This is a genomic window from Variimorphobacter sp. HTMS_6, assembly GCF_059717775.1.
In genome coordinates, this window is sequence record NZ_AP046094.1 from 1215973 (window position 1) to 1239837 (window position 23865).

At 37.8% G+C, this 23865-nt stretch carries 18 protein-coding genes and 1 tRNA gene; all 19 read left to right on the forward strand.

The window, feature by feature from the left end; translation table 11 throughout:
- Position 1 precedes the first annotated feature (1 nt).
- The 19 genes from AC6IWN_RS05410 to AC6IWN_RS05500 all read left to right on the forward strand — a co-directional run bounded on the left by AC6IWN_RS05410 (position 2) and on the right by AC6IWN_RS05500 (position 23648).
- Positions 2–859 carry an ABC transporter ATP-binding protein gene (locus AC6IWN_RS05410; RefSeq protein ID WP_497991350.1) on the forward strand — a complete coding sequence of 286 codons (858 nt, stop codon included), beginning with the start codon at positions 2–4 and terminating at the stop codon, positions 857–859.
- Position 860: 1 nt separating this feature from the next.
- Positions 861–1517 (forward strand): ABC-2 transporter permease, encoded by a 657-nt coding sequence (locus tag AC6IWN_RS05415; protein WP_497991351.1) that lies wholly within the window; start codon positions 861–863, stop codon positions 1515–1517.
- 241 nt (positions 1518–1758) lie between these two features.
- On the forward strand, positions 1759–2496 hold the full coding sequence (gene rpsB / locus AC6IWN_RS05420) for a 30S ribosomal protein S2 (protein WP_497991352.1): 738 nt from the start codon (positions 1759–1761) through the stop codon (positions 2494–2496).
- 196 nt (positions 2497–2692) lie between these two features.
- Positions 2693–3625 (forward strand): translation elongation factor Ts, encoded by a 933-nt coding sequence (gene tsf, locus AC6IWN_RS05425; protein ID WP_497991353.1) that lies wholly within the window; start codon positions 2693–2695, stop codon positions 3623–3625.
- A gap of 485 nt (positions 3626–4110) precedes the next feature.
- Positions 4111–7371, forward strand: coding sequence for a carbohydrate-binding domain-containing protein (locus tag AC6IWN_RS05430; protein WP_497991354.1), 3261 nt, complete (start codon positions 4111–4113; stop codon positions 7369–7371).
- Between the two features lie 270 nt (positions 7372–7641).
- Positions 7642–8766: a polysaccharide deacetylase family protein gene (locus tag AC6IWN_RS05435; protein ID WP_497991355.1), complete on the forward strand. Its 1125-nt coding sequence runs from the start codon at positions 7642–7644 to the stop codon at positions 8764–8766.
- Between the two features lie 23 nt (positions 8767–8789).
- On the forward strand, positions 8790–9794 hold the full coding sequence (locus tag AC6IWN_RS05440; protein WP_497991356.1) for a bactofilin family protein: 1005 nt from the start codon (positions 8790–8792) through the stop codon (positions 9792–9794).
- A gap of 90 nt (positions 9795–9884) precedes the next feature.
- A complete protein-coding gene (gene pyrH / locus AC6IWN_RS05445) occupies positions 9885–10592 on the forward strand; it encodes a UMP kinase (RefSeq protein WP_497991357.1) in 708 nt (235 codons plus the stop codon).
- A 63-nt stretch (positions 10593–10655) separates the two neighbouring features.
- Positions 10656–11210 (forward strand): ribosome recycling factor, encoded by a 555-nt coding sequence (gene frr / locus AC6IWN_RS05450; RefSeq protein WP_497991358.1) that lies wholly within the window; start codon positions 10656–10658, stop codon positions 11208–11210.
- 113 nt (positions 11211–11323) lie between these two features.
- The gene (gene uppS, locus AC6IWN_RS05455) at positions 11324–12040 is read left to right on the forward strand and encodes an undecaprenyl pyrophosphate synthase (RefSeq protein WP_497991359.1); all 717 of its coding nucleotides are present in this window, start codon (positions 11324–11326) and stop codon (positions 12038–12040) included.
- Between the two features lie 21 nt (positions 12041–12061).
- Positions 12062–12871 (forward strand): phosphatidate cytidylyltransferase, encoded by an 810-nt coding sequence (locus tag AC6IWN_RS05460; protein WP_497991360.1) that lies wholly within the window; start codon positions 12062–12064, stop codon positions 12869–12871.
- 104 nt (positions 12872–12975) lie between these two features.
- Positions 12976–14145 carry a 1-deoxy-D-xylulose-5-phosphate reductoisomerase gene (locus AC6IWN_RS05465; RefSeq protein ID WP_497991361.1) on the forward strand — a complete coding sequence of 390 codons (1170 nt, stop codon included), beginning with the start codon at positions 12976–12978 and terminating at the stop codon, positions 14143–14145.
- A 61-nt stretch (positions 14146–14206) separates the two neighbouring features.
- The gene (gene rseP, locus AC6IWN_RS05470; protein WP_497991362.1) at positions 14207–15496 is read left to right on the forward strand and encodes an RIP metalloprotease RseP; all 1290 of its coding nucleotides are present in this window, start codon (positions 14207–14209) and stop codon (positions 15494–15496) included.
- Positions 15497–15513: 17 nt separating this feature from the next.
- Positions 15514–16566, forward strand: coding sequence for a flavodoxin-dependent (E)-4-hydroxy-3-methylbut-2-enyl-diphosphate synthase (ispG, locus tag AC6IWN_RS05475; protein WP_497991363.1), 1053 nt, complete (start codon positions 15514–15516; stop codon positions 16564–16566).
- Positions 16567–16752: 186 nt separating this feature from the next.
- Positions 16753–21318, forward strand: a complete 4566-nt coding sequence (locus tag AC6IWN_RS05480; RefSeq protein WP_497991364.1) for a PolC-type DNA polymerase III — start codon at positions 16753–16755, stop codon at positions 21316–21318.
- A gap of 10 nt (positions 21319–21328) precedes the next feature.
- On the forward strand, positions 21329–21934 hold the full coding sequence (locus AC6IWN_RS05485; protein WP_497991365.1) for a dienelactone hydrolase family protein: 606 nt from the start codon (positions 21329–21331) through the stop codon (positions 21932–21934).
- Positions 21935–21938: 4 nt separating this feature from the next.
- Positions 21939–22073: a hypothetical protein gene (locus tag AC6IWN_RS05490; protein WP_497991366.1), complete on the forward strand. Its 135-nt coding sequence runs from the start codon at positions 21939–21941 to the stop codon at positions 22071–22073.
- A 466-nt stretch (positions 22074–22539) separates the two neighbouring features.
- Positions 22540–22611, forward strand: a tRNA-Glu gene (locus AC6IWN_RS05495).
- A 281-nt stretch (positions 22612–22892) separates the two neighbouring features.
- Complete coding sequence (locus AC6IWN_RS05500) at positions 22893–23648, forward strand: hypothetical protein (protein WP_497991367.1); 756 nt, start codon at positions 22893–22895, stop codon at positions 23646–23648.
- Positions 23649–23865: the final 217 nt, after the last annotated feature.

The following is a 23865-nucleotide window of genomic DNA, read 5'->3' on the forward strand; positions in this document are numbered from 1 at the left end:
TATGGAATCAATATTACAGGTCGAGAATTTAACGAAACAGTATCCTGATTTTTTGTTAGACCATGTATCTTTTTCTATCCCGAAGGGCTCTATAATGGGACTGATCGGGGAAAATGGTGCGGGCAAAAGTACAACAATTAATGCCATACTGGATCTTATTCGTAAGGATGATGGAATAATCAAATTCTGGGGTGAGGAATTATCCTCCAATCCAAAGAAACTAAAAGAGGACATTGGTGTCGTGTTTGATGGTATCAACTTCTATGAAACACTTACACCGGAAAGAATAGGAAAAGTATCGGCTGCGGCTTACCAACAATGGGATGCTTCTATCTACAAAGAATATTTAAAGAAATTCCAGCTACCTAGAGATAAAGAAATCAAAACCTTTTCGAAAGGAATGAAGATGAAATTTTGTATCGCAGTAGCTCTCTCACACAAGCCTAAGCTGTTGATACTCGATGAGGCGACCAGTGGCCTTGATCCAATTATGAGAGATGATATTTTGGACGTTTTTCTTGATTTTGTTCAGGACGAAAATCATTCTATCATGATGTCCTCCCACATTACAACTGATTTGGAGAAGGTGGCAGATTATATCACCTTCATACATCACGGGAAAGTACTTTTTTGCAAATCAAAGGATGAGCTGCGTTATAATTATGGAATTATTCGTTGCGGTGCAGCGATGTTCGACTCCATTGATAAATCAGAAATACTTGCCTACCGGAAAAGTGATTACCAATGGAATGTATTGATTGCTGATAAAGAAAATGCACGTCGTAAGTATAAGTCAGCGATAATAGATGATGCTTCGATTGACGACATTTTATTGATGTATGTTAAGGGGGATAGATAATATGAAAAGCTTAGTTCTGAAGGATCTATATAATATTGGGCATAATGGGAGAACCATGCTACTTATGCTAATCGTACTGGCAGCCTTTTTCATTCCATTTAGTAACGCCGAGACTTATATTATTACCAGTGGAATCTTATGTAGTATGATGGTGATGACAACTTTTAGCTTTGATGATCAATCCAAGTGGTTGAAGTATGCGCTTGTTATGCCGATTACTAGGAAGGATATCGTTTTAAGCAAATTTATTGTACTCTTGGTATTTTCATTCACTGGAGCAGTTAGTGGGCTTATTTTAGGATTTGTGGGTGGAGTCATTTCTCATAAAATTAATATCAGTGATGCTACAAGAATAATCTCACTAGTATGTGTTTCGGTAGTAAGTTTACTTATTGCAGTGGTGATTGGAAGCATGTCCATACCGCTTTTATTTAAGTTTGGTACAGAGAAGGCGCGAATTCTTTCGCTTGTATGTACAATTATCCCTACTGTAATTTGCTATAGCACTTATCAGGTACTTATCTTATTAGGAGTTCAGGTGACTGATCAATTAATATTCGTTTTGTTGTGTAGCTCACCTGTAATCGTGATGGTTTGGAGCTTTATCATGTACAAAATGAGTTATGTAATATTGTTAAAAATGGAACCTGTGAATTAAAAATTTATCACATTAAAATACCTAGAAGAATGAATACTAATAATTGATGTTTGTATAAATTAGATAGTATTTGTCCGATTTTAATATGAAATGAAAAATAGTACTTGATATTACCATCATTAGTATGTTATAATTCTGAAGGCAAATTACACGCATATGGATCCTTATAGTGGTGCCGATGAGCAAGAGGTCTATAAGAATATGAAGTATGCGGAAGAAAACAACCAAATGGAGGTCAATTATGAGCGTTATTTCAATGAAACAGTTATTGGAAGCTGGTGTACATTTCGGACACCAAACAAGAAGATGGAACCCTAAAATGGCGGAGTACATCTACACAGAGAGAAATGGTATCTATATCATCGACTTACAGAAATCTGTAGGTAAAGTTGATGAAGCTTATGCTGCAATCAAGAATGTTGTTGCAGAAGGCGGTTCAATTCTTTTCGTAGGTACTAAGAAGCAGGCTCAGGAAGCTGTTAAGGCTGAAGCAGAGCGTTCCGGTATGTTCTTTGTAAATGAGAGATGGTTAGGTGGTATGTTAACTAACTTCAAGACCATCACAAGCAGAATTAAAAGATTAAGAGATATCGAGAGAATGGCAGAGGATGGTACTTTTGAAGTACTTCCTAAAAAAGAAGTTATCCAGCTTAAAAAAGAGTGGGAGAAACTTGAGAAAAACCTTGGCGGAATCAAGAACATGAAGAAGATTCCGGATGCTATTTTCGTAGTAGATCCTAAAAAAGAAAGAATTTGTATTCAGGAAGCTCATACACTTGGTATTCCGTTAATCGGTATTGCGGATACAAACTGTGATCCGGAAGAATTAGATTTCGTTATTCCTGGTAATGACGACGCGATTAGAGCGGTTAAATTAATCGTATCCAAGATGGCAGATGCTGTTATCGAAGCTAATCAGGGTGTTCAGTTAACTGACGCTGAAGGTGCAGAAGTATCTGAAGAAGCAGTAGCTGAATAATTCAAGACTTAATAAAGCTTATTCCAAGTACCCTGCTTTTTGAGTGGGGTACTTGAAGAGTATAAAAGCGTATTAAACAACGTTTGACATCAAATGTTGGAACAATATAGACAATTGGTCGCAGTTTTGTGACTTGTGATAAATTCACATTTACATTCTATTATAATATGTGTAAAGCACATAGATGGAGGTTAATATGGAAGTTACTGCTAAAATGGTAAAAGATCTTAGAGATATGACCGGTGCAGGTATGATGGATTGCAAGAAAGCTCTTGCAGCTACAGAAGGCGATATGGATAAAGCGGTTGAGTTCTTAAGAGAAAAAGGACTTGCTGCAGCTGAGAAAAAAGCAGGCAGAATCGCAGCAGAAGGTGTTGTTGATGTTAATGTAAGCGCTGATGGTAAGGTAGCTTCCATCGTTGAAGTTAACAGCGAGACAGACTTTGTTGCTAAAAATGAGAAATTTAGAGAATTCGTAGCAGGTGTTGCAGCTCAGGCAGCTAAAACAAGTGCAGCTGATATTGAAGCATTCCTTGCTGAGAAATGGGATCTTGATGCATCCAAGACAGTGAAAGAAGAATTATCTTCCTTAATCGCTGTAATCGGTGAGAACATGACAGTTAGAAGATTCGAAAAAGTGGAAGCAGAGAACGGTTTCGTATGTTCCTATATCCACGGCGGCGGAAGAATCGGTATCTTAGTTGAAGTAGAATCTACTGTTAACAATGAAGCAACTCAAGAAGCAGCGAAAAACGTAGCAATGCAGATCGCAGCATTATCTCCTAAATATGTTGATAAGAGCGAAATCTCTGCAGACTTCCTCACACATGAGAAAGAAATCTTAAAAGCTCAGATCATGAACGATCCTGCTAATTCCAAAAAACCTGAAAACATCATCGAGAAGATGCTTGAAGGTCGTTTAAACAAAGAGTTAAAGGAATTCTGTTTAGTTGATCAGGTATACGTAAAAGACGGCGATTTAACCGTTGGTCAGTACCTTGCTAATGTAGCAAAAGAAGTTGGTGCTCCAATCGCTATCAAGCGTTTCGTACGTTTTGAAACTGGCGAAGGCATCGAGAAGAAGCAAGAGAACTTTGCAGAAGAAGTTGCAAAGCAAATGGGTAACTAATCTTGCAATAAAGAAATAAATAGTTTATAAAATATTAAAAGCTGTTGGCATTTATGCCAGCAGTTTTTTTGACGCTAATTTTGGGGATTCCTTTGAATAAATACGGAATATTAGAAATAGAATTTAACAAAAATAATATAGGACATGGAAATGATATTAAAACACATGGAAATAATTACTAAATGGCAATAGGATTCCCATATAATATAAGAGCAATTGTGTACAAGCGATAATATTAAGAATAAACAAGTGACTTAAGTATGTAAAATATATACTTATTATTAAATCAATTTAAAGTTGCAAAAGATAAAGTAAATGAAAGACAAAGTAAATGAAAGACAAAGTAAATGAAAGACAAAGTATCTAAAAGATGAAGTATCTAAAAGAGGAAAGGAAGGGGGCAATAGTAGTAAAGGCGGAAATGGGACAGGTATAAATTGCAATGTTGCAAAGTCAAAAATTTAATAAGGTATGGGGAGGTTTTTATGTTTAGAAAGATTAAAAACAGGATTCTTGCTATCGTAACGATAATTACTATGGTGATGTCATTCGTACCCGTAAATGCATTGGCGGCAGATACGACTACGAGTTCAACAAACAGAGAATCTACATATCCTAATCTACTTGGAAATACAAATGTGAAAAAACCATCTACTGCAGGTGCGCTGCAGATTCTTGAAAAAAATGGTATAGCAACTTTGTGTGATAAAAATGGAGACCCCATCCAATTAAGAGGAATGAGTACACACGGTTTACAATGGTATCCGGGGATACTGAATGATAATGCATTTAAGGCTCTTGCAAACGACTGGGAATGTAATGTAATTCGCCTTGCTGTGTATGTTGGAGAAGGTGGTTATGCGACGAATCCTACGAGTATGTTTGCGGCAGTTAAAAAGGGAATTGATTTTGCGATAGCAAATGATATGTATGTAATTGTGGATTGGCATGTTCTTACACCCGGTGATCCTACTGCAAATGTATATTCGGGAGCGAAAGATTTCTTTCAGCAAATCTCTGATAATTACCCGGGTGTAAAGAATATTATTTATGAATTGGCCAATGAGCCAAATAGCAATGCACCTGGCGTACCTAATAATGCAGCCGGCTGGCAAAAAGTGAAATCCTATGCCGAACCGATTATACAGATGATCCGGAATGATGGCAATCGAAACTTGATTATCCTTGGAAGTCCAAACTGGAGTCAACGTCCTGACTTAGCAGCGGATGATCCGATCTATGATATACGTGGCAATACAGCATATGCGGTACATTTTTATTCCGGAACCCATAAGCCGTTGGCGGTGGATACAGATCGAGATAATGTTATGAGTAATACAAGATATGCAATCAAACATGGTGCGGCTGTGTTTGTAACAGAGTGGGGAAGTAGTAATGCGGACGGAACCGGCGGACCTTTTCTTGATGATGCGGATAATTGGCTGAATTTCTTAAATGAGAATAATATCAGCTGGTGTGATTGGTCATTAAGCAATAAGGGAGAAACCTCAGCAGCTTTTGTTGCGTATGAAAGTGGAAAGACAGATGCTACGGACCTGAATCCAGGTGATGATCATGTATGGTCAATTAAGGAACTGACTAAATCCGGTGAATATGTACGAGCTCGTATCAAAGGTATTGCGTATCAACCGCTTGATCGAAATGCATATACCACAAATGTATGGGATTTTAATGACGGAACAACACAGGGGTTTGGATACAATAACGATAGCCCAATTAAAAGCGGAATAGGGATAGCAAATGAAAATAATGCATTAAAACTTACGGGAATTAATTCGAGTAGTGATCTCTCGGAAGGAAACTACTGGGCTAATGTCAGATTATCTGCAGATGGAGCAAGTCAAAAGCCGGATATTAAGGGAGCACAAAAGATAACCATGGATGTTATCGCTGCATCTCCCGGAACGGTTTCCATTGCCGCAATTCCGCAAAGCAGTACGCATGGTTGGGCTAATCCAACCAAAGCGATACAGGTAACCCCTGCTGATTTTATTTTACAAAAGGATGGTAGCTATAAAGCGACCCTTACGATGACGGGTGTTGACACACCGAATCTACAGACAATTGCGGATGATCCTACGGATCACATTATGAGTAATATCATATTGTTTGTAGGAAGTAACATTAATAATATATCACTTGATAATATCTCGGTATCTGGAAGCCGTGAAGATACGAGCCCGGTAATAACACACGATCCGTTAGGAACACCAACACTTGCGTCAACCTTTGAGGATGCAACGCGACAGGGATGGAGTTGGGATGCTGCGTCCGGTATAAAAGGATCATTAACCATTAAACAAGCGAATGGATCCAAAGCGATATCCTGGGATGCGCAATATCCCGATGTTATGCCTTCCGATCCTTGGTCTGTTTCACCCAGACTAATACTCGCAGGAATTAATACAACCCGAGCAACCAATAAATATGTCTCCTTTGACTTCTTTATAAAGCCTACCAAAGCCACGAAGGGAACACTGAATATTAATCTGGCATTTGCTCCGCCATCACTTAGTTATTGGGCGCAAGTAAAGGATACATATAATATTGATTTAACAAAGCTTACTTCTATGACAAAGACTGCGGATGGATTATACAAGTTTAAAGTGTACTTTGATTTAGATAATCTTGCAGATGGAAAGGTATTCGCTCCGGATACTCTTTTACGTGATATTACCGTAGTTGTTGCAGATGGAGATTGTGATTTCGCCGGTACCATGTATATGGATAATTTCCAGTTCACGAATACTCCGCCTGCACCTTCGCAATACAAAGTTACCTTTAATAGCCAGGGCGGAAGTGGGGTAAATCCTATCACTGTAAATGCCGATAGTTTGCTGAAAGCTCCGAAAGAACCGACAAAAATCGGATATACGTTTGACGGTTGGTATAAGGATGCAACCTGTAAAATTGAATGGGACTTCTTGGCCGATAAAGTTACTGCAAGCACGACGCTGTATGCAAAATGGACAATTAATAAATATACAGTTAAATTTAACAGCCAAGGTGGAAGTTTGGTATCAAGCCAGAGTATAAACTATTATGGACTGGTGGCAGTTCCGAAAACACCGACAAAGAGCGGATATGTCTTTGGCGGCTGGTATAAGGATGCATCATGTAAAATTGCTTGGAATTTTGCAGTCAATAAGGTCACAGCAAGTACAACACTATATGCGAAGTGGATAATTATTACTCCGTCAGTTCCTGTAAAGGTAAATGCTGCAAGCAATGGATATAACAGTGTTAAGGTGAGTTGGAATAAAGCAAATCAAGCAACGGGTTATGAAGTATACCGGTATAGCGCAACCAGTAAAAAATATATTAAAGTGTCAGATACAAAGTTCTTGTCCTATATTGATACTGGATTAGCCACCGGAACAACTTATTCATACAAGGTAAGAGCATATAAATTTGCCGGAACTACAAAAGTATACAGTAATTATACTGCAGCGGTTAGTGCTAAACCAATTCTGTCTGTACCTACTAAATTAAAGGCAGCTAAACTAAGCTCCTCAAGTATAAAGCTCACGTGGAATAAGGTCAACGGAGCGAACGGATATGAGATATACAGGAGCGATAAAGGAATAATAAAAGCTACAAAATTATTGTCATATACCGTTTCAGGTTTGACTAAAAATAAAAAATATTCCTATAAAGTAAGAGCGTATAGATGGGTAGGAAAAACCAAGGTATATAGTGGGTGGACATCATATATTAAAAAATAAATGGTACTTGATTATGGATTAATATTAATGATATTTATGTTGCCGTATCTATTTTAAATTGCTTCAGTATATAATTGGATATATGTAGAACCTCTAAATTGATGGACTGAAGCCTCGATTTAGAGGTTTCTCTTTTTATGGAATAATAATTATTATCAAGAGAAATAATCAAAAATAAAAGATGTCGATTGCAGATTTATTTTGATTTAATATGTTATTTTATATCATAATATGATAAAATAGTGATGATATATTACTAGGGGTGATCACTTGGAAAATAATGATAATAAGATGCAAAATAAAAATATAAATAATAGTCCTACTTTAAATATAACAAAACAGACGATGGAACAAAAACGTAGAAAGAGAATAAATCGTATTAAAGTCGGTATAATCGTTATTGTTGTAGCCTTGATTTTAATACCGACGATACTTTGTGTCTTTTTAGGTCTTAAAGTTAGCCGTTTGCAAAAGGAAGTTGACCAGTTGGCGGCAATACATAATGAACATAAAACGTCTCAAAATCACGATAAATCCTTAGCGTATGCTGCGGTGAAAGGTGATGCTTCCGATGAAAGTAAGGATAATCCACAATCAGTTGCAGATACTGATATTAAAGAAGGCAATGAGACGGATTCGAAATCTGAGACTGACACGAAGGTAGATAAAGGCTTAAAGGATGATGCGAAATCAGAAAAGCCGAATAAGGGTGTGAAAGAAGATTCAAAGAATAATAAAAAAAACTCGGGGATATATAGAGGGAAAAAGATTTATCTGACCTTTGATGATGGTCCAAGCAAGTATACGAATGAGATTTTGGATATTCTTGATGAATACCATGTTAAAGCAACATTCTTTGTGATTGGTAAAACAGATAAATCTTCAAAAGCGATTTACAAAAGGATTGTAAAGGATGGACATACACTCGGTATGCATTCCTATTCACACAAATATAATCTTATATATAAATCAGTAGAAGATTTTGATAAAGACTTTACAAAACTATGGGATTTGTTATATGATACTACTGGATACAAGCCTAAAATTTACCGATTTCCAGGGGGAAGCGGCAACTTGGTTAATGATCATGGAATGGATGAATTTATTAAATATTTGAATAAGAAATCCATTGTATATTTTGACTGGAATGTCGTGAACGGTGATGCAACAAATATAAAGTATACAAAGAAGCAACTTGTGAAGAATATATTAGATGGTGTAGCAAATCGCGAAAATTCAGTCGTATTGATGCATGATACGAATCAAAAGAAAGCGACAGTAGATTCATTAAAACAACTTCTGGATGCACTAACTGCAGGTGGAGCACAAATCTTGCCTTTAGATGAAAAAATTCCACCAATTCAAATGATTAAGGCTAATACTATAAATAATTAAATCTTAGGGAGGTATTTGCAAATATGGGGTTTTTCAAGGAATTTAAAAATGATTTTTCACAGGCCGTTAATGAACTATTACCGGACGACAATGCAAACCAGAAGGATTCTGAATCAGAAGAAATCGTTAATACACTTGATATGAATCATGAGGCTGATAGTGAAAAGATGAAGGAATGGCTAGAGGAATTCGCTCAAGAGGACTCAGCGAAGGGTGATGAGGAAGAAATTAACGTAGATACTTTTGAGGAAGAGGATAATTTAACAGAAGAAGTATTAAATGATGAAGAAGAATTTAATAGTGAACAAGAGTTAAATAGTGAAGAAGAGTTAAACAGTGAAGAAGAACTAGACAATGAAGAAGGAACACCAGCTGACGATAAAAACGAAGATCACTTTGAATTTGAGGACAGCACGGAGTTTTTGGTACAAGATACCAATGAAATAAATGAAAAAGAGGATGAAACGATGGAAGATAACGTAGATTTAGAATTATTTGATGTATTAAATGCAGATGAGGCAGAAACAAAGGAAGAAGAAATCTCCCAGAAAGAAGCTCCAAAGCCTAGAGTAGCATCCGTATCTGAAGATGAAATCACAGTAATTGCAAAGGGTACTGTTATTAACGGTAGTATCTCTTCCGATGGTGCACTTGATGTATTAGGTACTGTAAACGGTGATGTAGAGTGTTTGGGCAAATTATCAATTACCGGTAAAGTAAAAGGTAATACTTCAGCAGCTGAAGTGTATGTGAATACAGATAGACTTGAAGGAAGCATCATTAGTGAGGGTAGTGTAAAAGTAGGCCTTGGAACAGTGGTATTAGGTGATATTACAGGCACGTCAGGCGTTATCGCTGGTGCTGTTAAAGGTGAGATCGATGTTAATGGACCAATCGTTATTGATTCAACTGCTATCATTAAAGGTAATATCAAAGCAAAATCCGTTCAGATTAATAACGGTGCTGTAATTGAAGGCTTCTGTTCCTTAAGCTATTCCGAAATAAATGTGGACAATATCTTTGAATAAGATAAAATTTTAGTCTAGTATTGGTAATGGATTTGTGGTAAATTATATAGGAATGTTTAGAAGATGATTTATCATGGAGGCAATTACGGAATGAAAGCATATGAAAGAGTACTTTTAAAATTAAGCGGAGAGGCTTTGGCTGGCGATAAAAAGACCGGTTTTTGTGAAGCTACTTGTATCGGTGTAGCGAACCAAGTGAAGAAACTTGTGGAGGAAGGAATCCAGGTCAGCATCGTGATCGGTGGAGGTAATTTCTGGAGAGGAAGAACAAGCGAAACAATCGACCGTACGAAAGCGGATCAAATCGGAATGTTAGCAACCGTTATGAATTGTATCTATGTATCCGAGATTTTTCGCCATGTTGGTATGAAAACTGAAGTATATACTCCGTTCGCATGTGGCAGTATGACAAAGCTTTTTTCAAAAGATGATGCACTAAATTGCATGAAACAGGGTGGAGTGGCATTCTTAGCAGGTGGTACGGGTCACCCCTATTTCTCCACGGATACAGCTACTGTTTTACGTGCAGTTGAATTGGAGTGTGAAATCATATTGAATGCAAAAGCAATTGATGGTGTTTATGACAGCGATCCAAAGCTAAATCCACAAGCGAAGAAGTATGATGAAATATCAATTCAGGAAGTGCTTGATAAAAAGCTTGGAGTAGTAGATCTCACAGCAACCGTTCTATGTCTTGAGAACAAGATGCCATTATTGCTCTTTGGGTTGAACGAAGAAAACAGCATTGTAAAAGCAGCGCAGGGTGAGTCGAACGGAACTAAAGTTACCGTATCATAAAACGAGTTGAACGATCAATTCGCATATAGGGAATAAAGATTTAATATAGTTGGAGGGATGAAAATGGATGCAAGACTAGAACAATTTAATTCAAAAATGCAAAAATCAATTGAAGTACTGAAGGAAGATTACTCTACCATTCGTGCCGGAAGAGCAAACCCACACCTTCTAGATAAATTAAGGGTGGATTATTATGGACAACCTTCCTCATTTCAATCGGTTGCAAATGTTTCCGTACCTGAGGCAAGAGTCATCCAGATTCAGCCATGGGAGAGCAAATTAATCAAGGATATTGAGAAAGCGATTATTAATTCTGATTTGGGTTTAACACCGAGCAATGATGGAAAGGTAATTCGTCTTGTATTCCCTGAATTAACAGAGGACAGAAGAAAAGAATTGGTTAAGGATATTAAGAAAAAAGCAGAAAGTGCTAAAGTTGCAGTTAGAAATGTAAGACGTGATGCAAATGAATCCTTTAAAAAATTAAGCAAATCCAGTGAGATTTCAGAGGATGATTTTAAGCGTCTTGAAGATGAGGTTCAAAAGATTACTGACCGTTATGTTAGTGAAATCGAAAAAATTATGGACGATAAATCAAAAGAGATTCTTACTGTATAAATTTTGAAGTCATGGGTGTTTCAAAAGGTTTATTCGTGTTTTACTATGGTAAAGAAGAATACTGCCTTATGAGGCACCTTTTATACATTTTTAAGAATCGATTGGAGTAGATTATGCAAGATAATGAGTTAAATGTGCCCAAGCACGTAGCTATTATTCTGGATGGTAATGGTAGATGGGCAAAGAAAAAATTATTACCTCGGAATGTTGGCCATACTCAAGGCAGCAAAAACGTTGAAAAGATTTGTGAAATTGCTTATAAGATGGGGATACAGTATCTGACTGTATATGCCTTTTCAACTGAGAATTGGAAAAGACCAAAGGATGAAATAGATGCTTTAATGAAATTGCTTCAGACCTATCTTGAAACCAGTGTTAAAACAAGTACAAAAAACAATATGCGTATCCGAGTACTTGGAGATAAGTCAAAATTAAATGATGATATTAAGAAAAGTATATTAAATTTAGAGGAAGCTTCAAAAAATAATACGGGTTTGAATTTTCAAGTGGCGATTAATTATGGAAGCAGGGATGAAATTGTTCGCGCTATAAAATCGATAGCGGAAGAGATAAAAGAGGAAAAAATACAAGTTAACGATATAGATGAGAATTTATTTGAGAAATATTTAGATACTCAGGGCATTCCTGATCCGGATCTTTTGATTAGGACAAGCGGGGAACAAAGATTATCGAATTATTTATTGTGGCAGTTAGCGTATACGGAGTTTTACTTTACAGATGTATTGTGGCCGGATTTTAATAAAAAGGAACTGCAAAAAGCAATCGAATATTATAGCAGTAGAAATAGAAAATTTGGTGCTATCACCTAATTATACATTTGGAGGAATACTATGTTTCGAACAAGATTAATCAGCGGTATTATCTTATTAGCAATTGCATTATCGGTGGTCATTCTCGGGGGAGAATTATTATTTGGTGTTCTCTTTATCGTGGCTATGATTGGAACGATGGAATTGAATAGGGTAGTTAACACTCATAAATCCTTTCCGGGAATTTTGGCTTATTTAGCTGGCATAGTTTTTTATCTGTTGATTTATTTGAAGCTTCAGCAGTATGAAACAATGCTGTTTGTTGTATTTTTGATGTTATTGATGTTTGCGTATGTATTCGGTTTCCCCAAATACAAAACAGAGCAGATCGCAACGGCATTTTTAAGCTTGTTCTATGTCTGTGTCATGCTGTCTTACATATATCAAGTTCGTATCCTGGATAACGGTGAGATATTAGTTTGGTTGATATTTATCGGTGCCTGGGGTTCTGACACCTTTGCTTATTGTACCGGCATGCTCTTTGGAAAGCATAAAGTAGCTCCGAAGTTAAGCCCGAAGAAATCCTTGGAGGGATGCATTGGTGGGGTATTTGGTGCAGCACTACTTGGATGCCTCTTCGCGATGATTTTACGACCTTGGATTCATGGAATCGCTAATCCTCCGCTGGTATTCGGTGTGATAGGAGCTGCCTCCAGTGTTCTGTCACAAATCGGTGATCTGGCCGCTTCTGCGATTAAACGTAATCATGATATTAAAGATTATGGAACCCTGATTCCAGGACATGGTGGAATCTTAGATCGATTTGATAGTATTATATTTACTGCACCGATTGTTTATTATCTTGCGGAATTGCTGATAAAGCAATTATAAAAGCATCATATGATTTGAGTGTGATATGATAAAATAATATAGTTCGTACTATTTATTGATAGTAGTATTAAAAATTCAACTCTATATTATAATGGAGGAGTAGAATGAAAAATATTGCAGTACTTGGGTCTACCGGATCGATCGGAACACAGACCCTGGATATTGTTAGAGAATATAAGGATTTATTGAAAGTTTCAGCTTTGGCAGCCGGAAGCAACATTGAGTTACTGGAAAAACAGATTCGTGAATTTGAACCGAATTTGGTATGTGTGTACCGGGAGGATAAGGCAAAAGAGTTAAAGAATAGGATTAAGGATCTTTCTGTTACTGTGGTTACCGGAATGGAAGGGCTGATTGAATGTGCCACTGAAAAAAGTGCTGATACGGTAGTAACAGCTATGGTGGGGATGATTGGTATTCGGCCAACAATTGAAGCTATTAAAGCAGGAAAGAATATAGCTCTGGCGAACAAAGAAACCTTAGTTACCGCAGGGCATATTATTATGCCATTAATCAAAGAAAAAAATGTTGAATTACTTCCGGTAGACAGTGAGCATTCAGCTATATTTCAATCACTAAATGGAGAAGATAAGAAACAGGTACAGAAAATTATTTTAACGGCATCAGGCGGTCCTTTTCGTGGAAGAAAGCTGGAGGAACTTCAGAATATTCAGATAAAGGATGCTTTAAAGCATCCTAATTGGGCAATGGGTCAGAAGATTACGATAGATTCCTCAACTATGGTTAATAAAGGTTTGGAAGTGATGGAAGCAGCTTGGTTATTTGATGTATCGATGGATCAAATTCAAGTGGTGGTGCATCCACAGAGCATCATTCATTCGATGGTAGAATATATTGACGGAAGCGTAATCGCACAAATGGGTGTTCCGGATATGAAGCTTCCGATACAATATGCGTTATTTTATCCGAATCGCTTACCGATGTCAGGAGGAAATCGAGTGGATTTTGCAGCATTAAAGCAGATTACCTTTGAAGATCCTGATATGGACACATTCTATGGGCTAAAGCTCGCATTTGAAGCAGGAAGAATTGGTGGAAGTATGCCGACAGTATATAACGCTGCAAACGAATGGGCGGTGGATCAATTCCTAAGAGGCAAGCTTCGTTATCTTGCGATTCCTGAATTGATCCGTGAGGCTATGAAAAATCATAAACGAATTGAATGTCCTACCTTGAATGAAATTCTGAATACGGAACAGCAGACATATGATTTTGTAAGGGGATTAACAGAATCCGGTCGATATTATCTCTGAATTAGTGGAATGATAAATCGGAGAGATTGATTACGGATTGCCAGAAAGGATAAGTATAAGTATGAATATTATCGTAGCTATTTTGATATTGGGTATTATTGTTATAGTTCATGAATTGGGTCATTTTCTTCTCGCAAAAAAGAACGGGATTACAGTAACAGAGTTTTCTGTTGGTATGGGACCTAGACTTGCCAGCTTTGTAAAAAACGGAACCCGTTATTCGTTAAAGGTATTTCCAATCGGTGGCTCTTGTATGATGCTTGGAGAGGATGAATCCGTAGAAGATGAGGGAGCATTTCATAAGAAGGGTGTTTGGGCAAGGTTTTCTGTAATCTTTGCCGGTGCATTCTTTAATTTTGTGTTTGCGTTTCTTTTATCGCTTATATTTATAGGAGATATGGGTGTTGATAAGCCCTACATTACCGGTATATCCACAGATAGCACATCACCAAAGATTGAATTACAAAAGGGAGATCAAATCACGAAAGTAAATGAAACTCCGATTCATTTCTCTGAAGATATGAGATATTATTTCTATTTTAGTCCGTTATCAGAAGCTCCGATTAATATCGAGTATATTAGGGGTGGGAAAAAATATGACACAACAATTAATCCATCCGTAATTGAGAAGTATTATTTAGGAATTAATTATGATAACAATGCGAAAGCACCAATTATCAGCGCGGTTGATCCTACATTTCCATTAGGGAAGGCAGGGATGAAAGCAGGGGATCAAATTGTTAAAATGAATGGAACTGACATCAAATCGGGTAAGGGACTTGAAGACTATATCGCAAAGAACCCATTGGCGAATAAATCGCTCGATATAACCTACCTAAGAGAGGGGAAAGAGGCTCAGGTTACGATAACTCCACAATATAATAAGTCGTATGATTTAGGATTTGGATTAAATTATGCCCGTGCGAAGGTTTCAGCACCCGAGGTAGTTAAATACAGCTTTTATGAGCTTAAGAACAAAATTGTTTACACTTTAAAGAGTGTATTGTATCTTGTTACCGGTAAGATTAGTGCCAGAGAGATTGCAGGTCCTGTCGGAATAGTAAATGTAGTGGGTCAGGTTGTGGATTCATCTAAGACAGAAGGATACCACATTATGATAATGAATTTGGTTGGCTTTAGTATATTAATCAGTGCAAACCTTGGTGTAATGAACCTCTTGCCTTTGCCTGCGCTAGATGGAGGAAGACTGGTATTCTTATTAATCGAAGCAATTCGCAGAAAACCGGTTGCAAAGGAAAAAGAAGCAATGGTTCATATGGTGGGCATGGCGCTATTAATGCTTCTAATGGTATTTGTCATGTTTAATGATTTACGTAATATTTTTGGTTAAATAAAGGGGATTTCGATATGTATCGTGATAATAATAAGGTTATCCGAATTGGTGATCGGGTGATCGGTGGTGGCAATCCGATTCTGATTCAATCAATGACCAATACAAAGACGGAGGACGTGAAAGCTACGATCGAACAGATTCATCGTTTGACTGAAGCAGGTTGTGATATTGTAAGATGTACGGTACCAAATCAACAGGCGGCGGAAGCATTTTCAGAGATAAAAAAGAACATTACTATTCCACTGGTTGCAGACATTCACTTTGATTACCGTCTTGCTATTGCTGCGATGGAGAATGGAGCCGATAAGATTCGTATTAATCCTGGTAATATCGGAGACGAAGAACGCGTGAAGGCGGTTGTTAAGGTAGCGAAGGAAAGAGAGATTCCAATACGCGTTGGCGTTAACAGTGGTTCTTTGGAGAAAGACCTGATTATAAAGTATGGAAAAGTAACAGCCGAGGGACTTGTAGAAAGCGCTTTAGATAAAGTAAAACGTATCGAAGATATGGGATATGACCAGCTTGTAGTCAGTATCAAATCCTCGGATGTTATGATGTGTGTAAAAGCACATGAATTGATTGCTCCACAGATTGATTATCCTCTTCATGTCGGTATCACGGAAGCAGGCACAGTGAATGCAGGAAATATCAAATCCGCTCTTGGGTTAGGAATTATTCTTCACCAAGGAATCGGTGATACAATTCGTGTATCCTTAACCGGCGATCCGGTAGAAGAGATTAAGTCGGCAAAGATTATTCTTAAGACACTCGGATTTCGCAGCGGAGGAGTAGAAGTGGTATCCTGTCCAACCTGTGGCAGAACTCAGATTGATTTGATCAATCTGGCCAATCAGGTTGAAACCATGGTAGCAGGCATGAATTTAGATATCAAGGTTGCAGTTATGGGTTGTGCGGTAAATGGCCCCGGTGAAGCAAGGGAAGCAGATATTGGAATCGCGGGTGGCAAAGGGGAAGGTCTTATTATCCGAAAGGGTGAGATTATCCGAAAGGTGCCTGAGGATCAGCTGCTAGAGGAACTAAAACAGGAATTATTAAACTGGACATAAACAATAAAATACGATGTTAGCTTCGTGTAGGAATGGGAAGCTAACATCGTTTCATTTATCGCTTTATAAGAGGTATTGCTTTATGGCAGTAAAAAGTATTGGAGAAATAATATAAAAAATGATATTATTCTGATATAATATCAAATAATAATACAACGTTTGACAGTCGGTAAAAGGAGAAATATTATGCTGTTTTTTGAAGCGTTTGATCAGTTGAATGCCGATCAGGACTTAAAGAAGTTATATGGAGAAGCAGAGGTAATCAAGGTGCAGGCATCCAAGGTGTCACCGAATTTATATATCTGCATGAGGAGTCCGCGTCTGTTAACCAGAGCAAATATAAGAAAAATGGAAGAACTGATGAATCGTCAGCTCTTTATACATACAGGAAACAAAGCAATTCTTAAACCACAATATATTTTATCCGCTCAGTATACTCTAGATAAGCTATACCCGATTTACAGGGACAGTATCCTAGAGGAGTTGAAGGAACAAAGTGTGGTTACTTATCATATCTTTAAGGATGCTCAGATTGAAATCCATGAGATGACGATGACGATTCGTGTGACGGATAGCTATGTGGTTAGCCAGAAGATGACAAAACTAAAGGATTTTTTGGAAACGATGTTCCAAGAGCGTTTTGATTATACAGTACGTGTGGAGCTTGATTTTGTAGAACCGAAGAAAGACCAGGATAATCATGAGCTGGAATACCGTAAGCAGATGCTTCAAATGGCAGACAAAGAAGCAATCGAGGAGGGATATGAGACAGGTAATTCTGGTGCTTCTATGAGCGGTGATAATGCCACGGGTGCGATTTCGAATGCTTCTGTGAATACTTCCACAGGTAATTCAGGGAGTCAGGGTATAAAGCAGTCTCTTGAGAAGAAGGGAAATGCTCCTGCAAAAACAGCGGCGGATGTAGCCAAAACATCAGCACCCTCTTCAAAGTCATCTAAGAGTGCATATGAGAAGGGAAAGGGAAGTTACCGAAAGCTTCCTGCTGACCCATCCGTGGTTTATGGTAGAAATTTTGACGGAAGTTCCATGCCGATCTGTGATATTAATGCTGAAATCGGAGAGGTGGTAATCCGCGGAAAGCTAATCAAGCCGGAGAGTAGATCCATTGGTAATGAGAAGAGCATTATTATGTTCATTCTTACGGACTTTACAGATTCTATCAAGATAAAACTATATGCTAAGACAATTGAAGTGGATGAAATCAATGCGGTATTAAAACCGGGTGGCTTCTTTGTACTTAAGGGAATTGCGCAAATGGATAACTATGAACATGATATTACGATTGGCTCAGTAGTAGGTATCAAGACAATTCAGGATTTTACTACTTCAAGGATGGATCACTCCCCATTAAAGCGTGTGGAGCTTCATGCACATACTATGATGAGTGATATGGATTCCGTTGTGGATGTGAAATCACTAATTAAACGTGCATTTCAATGGGGTCATAAGGCGGTTGCAATCACTGATCATGGTGTTGTTCAATCCTTCCCGGAAGCAAATCATACCTTGAATCCGAAGGCTTATAAGGATGAAGCCGAGCAACAGAGAGCAAAGGATTTCAAGATAATCTATGGTATGGAAGCTTATCTGGTAGACGATATTCAGGAGGTGGTGTCAAATCCTAAGGAGCAAAGTCTTAATGGATCGACCGTAGTATTTGATATCGAGACCACCGGCTTTAGTAAGAATAGAGATCGCATTATAGAAATTGGAGCGGTAAAAGTGATGAATGGTGAGGTGGTCGATCATTTTTCAACCTTTATCAACCCGGAAGTTCCGATTCCGTATGAAATCGAGCAATTAACCTTAATCAATGATGATATGGTAATCAATGCCCCTAAGATTGAAGAGGTTTTACCAAAGTTTTTGGGCTTTTGTGAAGGGTGTGTATTGGTAGCTCATAATGCTTCCTTTGATATCGGGTTTATCGAGACAAATGCGGAACGCCAGGGAATCGCAATTGATTTTACCGTAATTGATACAGTAGGATTATCCAGAATCTTGCTTCCTGATTTAAATCGTTATAAGTTAAATATTGTGGCGAAAGCACTTGGCGTGTCGTTGGAAAATCACCATAGAGCAGTGGATGATGCAGGAGCAACGGCTGAAATATATTTAAAGTTATGTGTGAAATTAAAAGATAGAGAGATTAATCTAGTGAAGGAGATTGATACACTTGGTAAGTTGTCAGTTGAGGCAATTCGAAAACTACCGGCATATCATGCAATTTTACTGGCTAAAAATGATATTGGACGAGTGAATCTGTATAAGATGGTGTCGCTGTCCCATATCGAATATTATAATAAACGTCCTAAGGTTCCGAAAAGTCTCTTGATGGAATGTCGGGAGGGTATTATAGTTGGTTCTGCCTGCGAAGCAGGCGAGGTATTTCGTGCGGTGTTAAAAAATCAATCACACGATAAGATTGCGAAGTTGGTGAACTTCTATGATTATCTAGAGATTCAACCGATAGGGAATAATGAATTCTTAATTCGCAGTGACCGAAGTGACGAAAAGGATATTATGTCGAATGATGATTTGATAGAACTGAATAAAAAGGTGGTTGCACTTGGTGAAGAGTATCATAAACCGGTTGTGGCTACTTGTGACGTGCATTTTATGGAGCCGGAGGATGAGATCTATCGTAGAATTATAATGGCAGGCAAGGGCTTTAAGGATGCTGATAATCAGCCTCCCCTCTATCTTCGTACTACGGAAGAGATGTTAGAGGAATTCTCCTATCTTGGGAAATCGAAGGCTGAGGAAGTAGTTATCACCAATACGAATTTGATTGCCGATATGATTGAGAAGATATCCCCGGTGCGACCGGACAAATGTCCTCCGGTGCTGGAAAACTCCGAAGAAAATTTAAGAAACATCTGTTATGATAAAGCGCATTCTATGTATGGAAATCCATTACCAAAGCCCGTGGAAGAAAGACTCGAGCATGAGTTGAAATCCATTATTAATAACGGTTTCGCCGTAATGTATATCATTGCCCAGAAGCTTGTGTGGAAGTCCAATGAAGACGGATATCTGGTAGGATCGCGTGGATCAGTAGGTTCGTCCTTTGTTGCAACGATGGCAGGTATCACGGAGGTTAATCCGTTGGCACCGCATTATTTTTGTTCCAATTGTTTTTTCTCTGATTTTGAATCAGAGGAAGTAAAGAAGTTCGGTGGTAGCTCCGGTTGCGATATGCCGGATCGAATCTGTCCGAATTGCGGCCAACCTCTTACCAAGGATGGCCACGATATCCCATTTGAAACCTTCCTTGGTTTCTATGGAGATAAAGAGCCCGATATCGATCTTAACTTCTCTGGTGAGTATCAGAGCAAGGCACATGATTATACGGAGGTACTCTTTGGCAAAGGACATACCTTCCGAGCAGGTACGATTGGTACCCTTGCGGATAAGACGGCCTTCGGTTATGTGAAGAACTATTTTGAAGAGCGAGGAGAGCATAAGCGTAACTGTGAGATAGACCGAATCGTTGGAGGATTGGTTGGAGTTCGAAGAACCACCGGCCAGCATCCGGGAGGTATCGTTGTTATGCCACATGGGGAGAATATCTACTCCTTCACCCCGGTACAACGACCCGCAAATGATATGACAACCAAAACAATCACTACACATTTTGATTACCACTCCATTGATCATAATTTGTTAAAACTTGATATACTCGGGCACGACGATCCGACGATGATTCGTATGCTGGAAGATATAACCGGACTGAATGCACAGGAAATTCGCTTAGATGATCAAAAGGTTCTGAGCTTGTTCCGTGACCTGACTGCACTTGGTATCACACCGAAGGATATAGATGGTTGTGAGCTTGGGTGCCTTGGTATCCCGGAATTTGGTACGGACTTCGTTATGCAGATGGTTAAGGACACAAAACCGAAATCCTTCTCTGATTTGGTACGAATCTCCGGTCTGTCCCATGGTACTGACGTATGGCTGAATAACGCGCAAACTTTGATTCAGAGTGGCAAATGTACTCTGACCACCGCAATCTGTACCCGTGATGATATCATGATTTATTTGATAGCCACAGGTGTAGAGCCTGGTCAAGCATTTAAAATCATGGAGAGTGTCCGTAAGGGTAAAGGACTCACCCCTGAGATGGAGTCTGCGATGGTTGAGGCCGGCGTACCGGATTGGTATATCTGGTCCTGTAAACAGATTAAATACATGTTCCCGAAAGCGCATGCTGCGGCATACGTTATGATGGCGTTCCGAATTGCTTACTTTAAGGTGTATCATCCACTTGCTTATTATGCAGCATACTTCAGTATTCGTGCTTCGGCTTTCAATTATGAATTGATGTGTCTCGGAAAAGAACGCTTAGAGCAGCATATTGCAGATTACAAGAGAAGAAGCAATACATTAACGAAGAAGGAGCAGGATACCTTCAAAGATATGCGTATTGTTCAGGAGATGTATGCGAGAGGATTTACCTTCCTGCCGATTGACATTTATACAGCCATGGCTCATACGTTCCAGATTATTGATAATAAGCTGATGCCTGCACTGAGTACGATTGACGGGCTTGGAGAAAAGGCTGCAGACGGTGTGGTAGAAGCCTCGAAGCAGGGCAAGTTCTTATCTAGAGATGATTTTAGGGTTCGTTGTAAAGTCAGCTCAACTGTAGTCGAAACGATGGCAAATCTAGGTTTATTCGGTGATTTACCGATATCAAACCAGATGTCCCTTATGGATTTCTTATAGGAGTGTGGGTATGGATTATAACATGATTGATTATAACATAATTCATGACAACCAAAAGGCAGTTATAATTCTTCATGAAATCTATGGCATCAACCATTTTATCAAACGTGTTTGTGATGGTTATGTAGGGATTGGATATGATGTGTATTGTCCTAATCTGATTTATCGTGAGAATCCATATGATTACGCGGAGAGTGACACCGCATATCAGCATTTTAATGATATTAAGGGATTTGAGAAGTATCATTTGATTAATCAGTTGATAGAACAGATCAGGCCAAAGTATGATGAAGTTATATTGCTTGGATTTAGTGTCGGTGCAACGATTGCTTGGAGATGCTCTGATAATCCTTTGTGTGATAAGATGATTGGACATTATGGTTCCCGCATCAGAGATTACCCGGATGTAAAACCAAGCTGCCCGGTACTTCTTATCTTTGCGCAAGAGGATAGCTTTGATGTAGTGAAAGTAGCAGAAACTCTTAATAATCGAGAAAATGTATCGGTACATATCTTGGCGGGTAAGCATGGCTTTCTTGATTTTGATTCAGCGAATTATAATGTGGAATTGAGTAAGGTTGGTTATAGAATTACGGATGAATTTATCAAGAAATAGATGGATGTTGGAACTAGAAGAGATATCGGATAATGAAGAAAAGCCGGATTATGAAGAGATGTCGGATAATGAAAAGAAGCCGGATTATGAAGAGATGTCGGATAATGAAAAGAAGCCGGAACTAGAAGAGATATCGTAAATAGAAGAAAAGCCGGAACTAGATGAGATGACAGATATAGAGTAGATGAATGATATACAAGCGGTATAGAATTAGAAGAGATGATAGACTAGAAGATAAGATAGAACTAGAAGATACGATAGAAGTAGTAGATGGAATATCTAATTAAGATATCATTTTAGCTAGAAAGAGGCGAGCTGTAGATAAACTCAATTTAGGGATGTTAGTATACAATCCTTTAAAATTGTTGAGGTGAATTTACGACCCGCCTCTTTTTTTGAGTGTGACGGAAGTTCATCCAGGACAAAGCCGTGCAGCTGCAATGGTTCATGGATATATCCGGGAGTATGTGGAATATAAATACATAAATTTTAAATAATTCTCTAGGAAATGGCAAAGTGTGTCAATTGATTAAAAAATTTAAAAAATTATAAAAAAAGTGCTTGCTTTTTTATTCTCCATAGTGTAATATAAATATTGTTCTTAAGGCTCGTTGGTCAAGGGGTTAAGACGCCGCCCTCTCACGGCGGAAACAGGGGTTCGATTCCCCTACGAGCTGCTAATAACCCAAGTAGAAAGGTGATTTGTATACTGGATACTTTAAAAGTTTATCACCTAGTTTATCACATGATGTTTACTTAGAAAGACTATTAATTTAGTCTTTTTTTATTTGTCAGAAACAGGAGTTAAATATTAAAACAAGAGCCTTACCAAATTGGTAGGGTTTTTATTTTAGTGTTTATAACTTGCCAAAATATATCAAATAAGGTAATATTATACTGTAATATAATATATAGGATTTGATTATTTAATTATAAGACACTTTTGGAGGCTAAATATATGTTTGGTAATGTGTTATATTTTGATGAGAAAAAGTTTAGAGAATATAAATCTATTGCTACAGGGAAAAAGAATTTAAAAGTTGATAATATTGAAATAAATAGTGATAAAGGAATATCAATTAATTTACCAATTTTGGGGGCGGATGCAAAATCTACTAAGAATTATGGTGGTATAATCGAGGAAAGTCTCTTATTTGATTGTAATGAGTTCGAAACTTTGCTCAATGGAAGAGAAGATTATTTTGATTTTACAATGTGTGATGATTATGATTTATTAACATTGCAAAGGGGATACATAATAAAATTTGATAGTTATCTGAGGATACCTGAGTCGTTTGACTTTACGCAATTAATTGAACAATTCAAGCCAATGATTATTGAACAATTATCGGATAACATGGAAAAAACCGAGATGCAAGCATTTGAGAGTTTTTTTGCTGTATCAGATGCTAAGATTCCACTACTTTCTGAATTAGATAATATAGCTTTATGCTCAAAAATTGATGCTAAATATTTGCAAATATTGTATAATCAACTAGAAGATTATGAAAGTGTCGATGTTACTATTTTAGCTCGTATAATTTCAAGTTCAATGATTAATAAAACTAAATCGATATATGATCCTTTAAAAGATTTCATGGCATTGAATCGAGCGACTAGAAGAAGCATTGCTGAAGAAAGACCAGAAGGATTACAGGAGCTGTATAGCGAAGAAGACTATATGTGTATTGAAATAGTAGCTATATATCAGTAGTATAAAATTTCATATATTTAAAAAGTGTATATTATGAATAATAATGATTTTAAAATACTACAGGCGATGTTGTACATACTTATGTCAAAGCTTGTCTAGGAAGTATACCAATTGCTGGCGCAATAGCATCTGAATAGCGGTTAACATCTCAGAGATAAAAATTGGTCTTTGAATAAGGAGATTATACGTCAGTTTTATTAATATTATTTAAGGCAGT

Coding starts and splice junctions, on each gene's coding strand:
- AC6IWN_RS05410 (WP_497991350.1), top strand. CDS start 2: ATGGAATCAATATTACAGGTCGAGAATTTAACGAAACAGTATCCTGAT.
- AC6IWN_RS05415 (WP_497991351.1), top strand. CDS start 861: ATGAAAAGCTTAGTTCTGAAGGATCTATATAATATTGGGCATAATGGG.
- rpsB (WP_497991352.1), top strand. CDS start 1,759: ATGAGCGTTATTTCAATGAAACAGTTATTGGAAGCTGGTGTACATTTC.
- tsf (WP_497991353.1), top strand. CDS start 2,693: ATGGAAGTTACTGCTAAAATGGTAAAAGATCTTAGAGATATGACCGGT.
- AC6IWN_RS05430 (WP_497991354.1), top strand. CDS start 4,111: ATGTTTAGAAAGATTAAAAACAGGATTCTTGCTATCGTAACGATAATT.
- AC6IWN_RS05440 (WP_497991356.1), top strand. CDS start 8,790: ATGGGGTTTTTCAAGGAATTTAAAAATGATTTTTCACAGGCCGTTAAT.
- pyrH (WP_497991357.1), top strand. CDS start 9,885: ATGAAAGCATATGAAAGAGTACTTTTAAAATTAAGCGGAGAGGCTTTG.
- frr (WP_497991358.1), top strand. CDS start 10,656: ATGGATGCAAGACTAGAACAATTTAATTCAAAAATGCAAAAATCAATT.
- uppS (WP_497991359.1), top strand. CDS start 11,324: ATGCAAGATAATGAGTTAAATGTGCCCAAGCACGTAGCTATTATTCTG.
- AC6IWN_RS05460 (WP_497991360.1), top strand. CDS start 12,062: ATGTTTCGAACAAGATTAATCAGCGGTATTATCTTATTAGCAATTGCA.
- AC6IWN_RS05465 (WP_497991361.1), top strand. CDS start 12,976: ATGAAAAATATTGCAGTACTTGGGTCTACCGGATCGATCGGAACACAG.
- rseP (WP_497991362.1), top strand. CDS start 14,207: ATGAATATTATCGTAGCTATTTTGATATTGGGTATTATTGTTATAGTT.
- ispG (WP_497991363.1), top strand. CDS start 15,514: ATGTATCGTGATAATAATAAGGTTATCCGAATTGGTGATCGGGTGATC.
- AC6IWN_RS05480 (WP_497991364.1), top strand. CDS start 16,753: ATGCTGTTTTTTGAAGCGTTTGATCAGTTGAATGCCGATCAGGACTTA.
- AC6IWN_RS05485 (WP_497991365.1), top strand. CDS start 21,329: ATGGATTATAACATGATTGATTATAACATAATTCATGACAACCAAAAG.
- AC6IWN_RS05490 (WP_497991366.1), top strand. CDS start 21,939: ATGTTGGAACTAGAAGAGATATCGGATAATGAAGAAAAGCCGGATTAT.
- AC6IWN_RS05500 (WP_497991367.1), top strand. CDS start 22,893: ATGTTTGGTAATGTGTTATATTTTGATGAGAAAAAGTTTAGAGAATAT.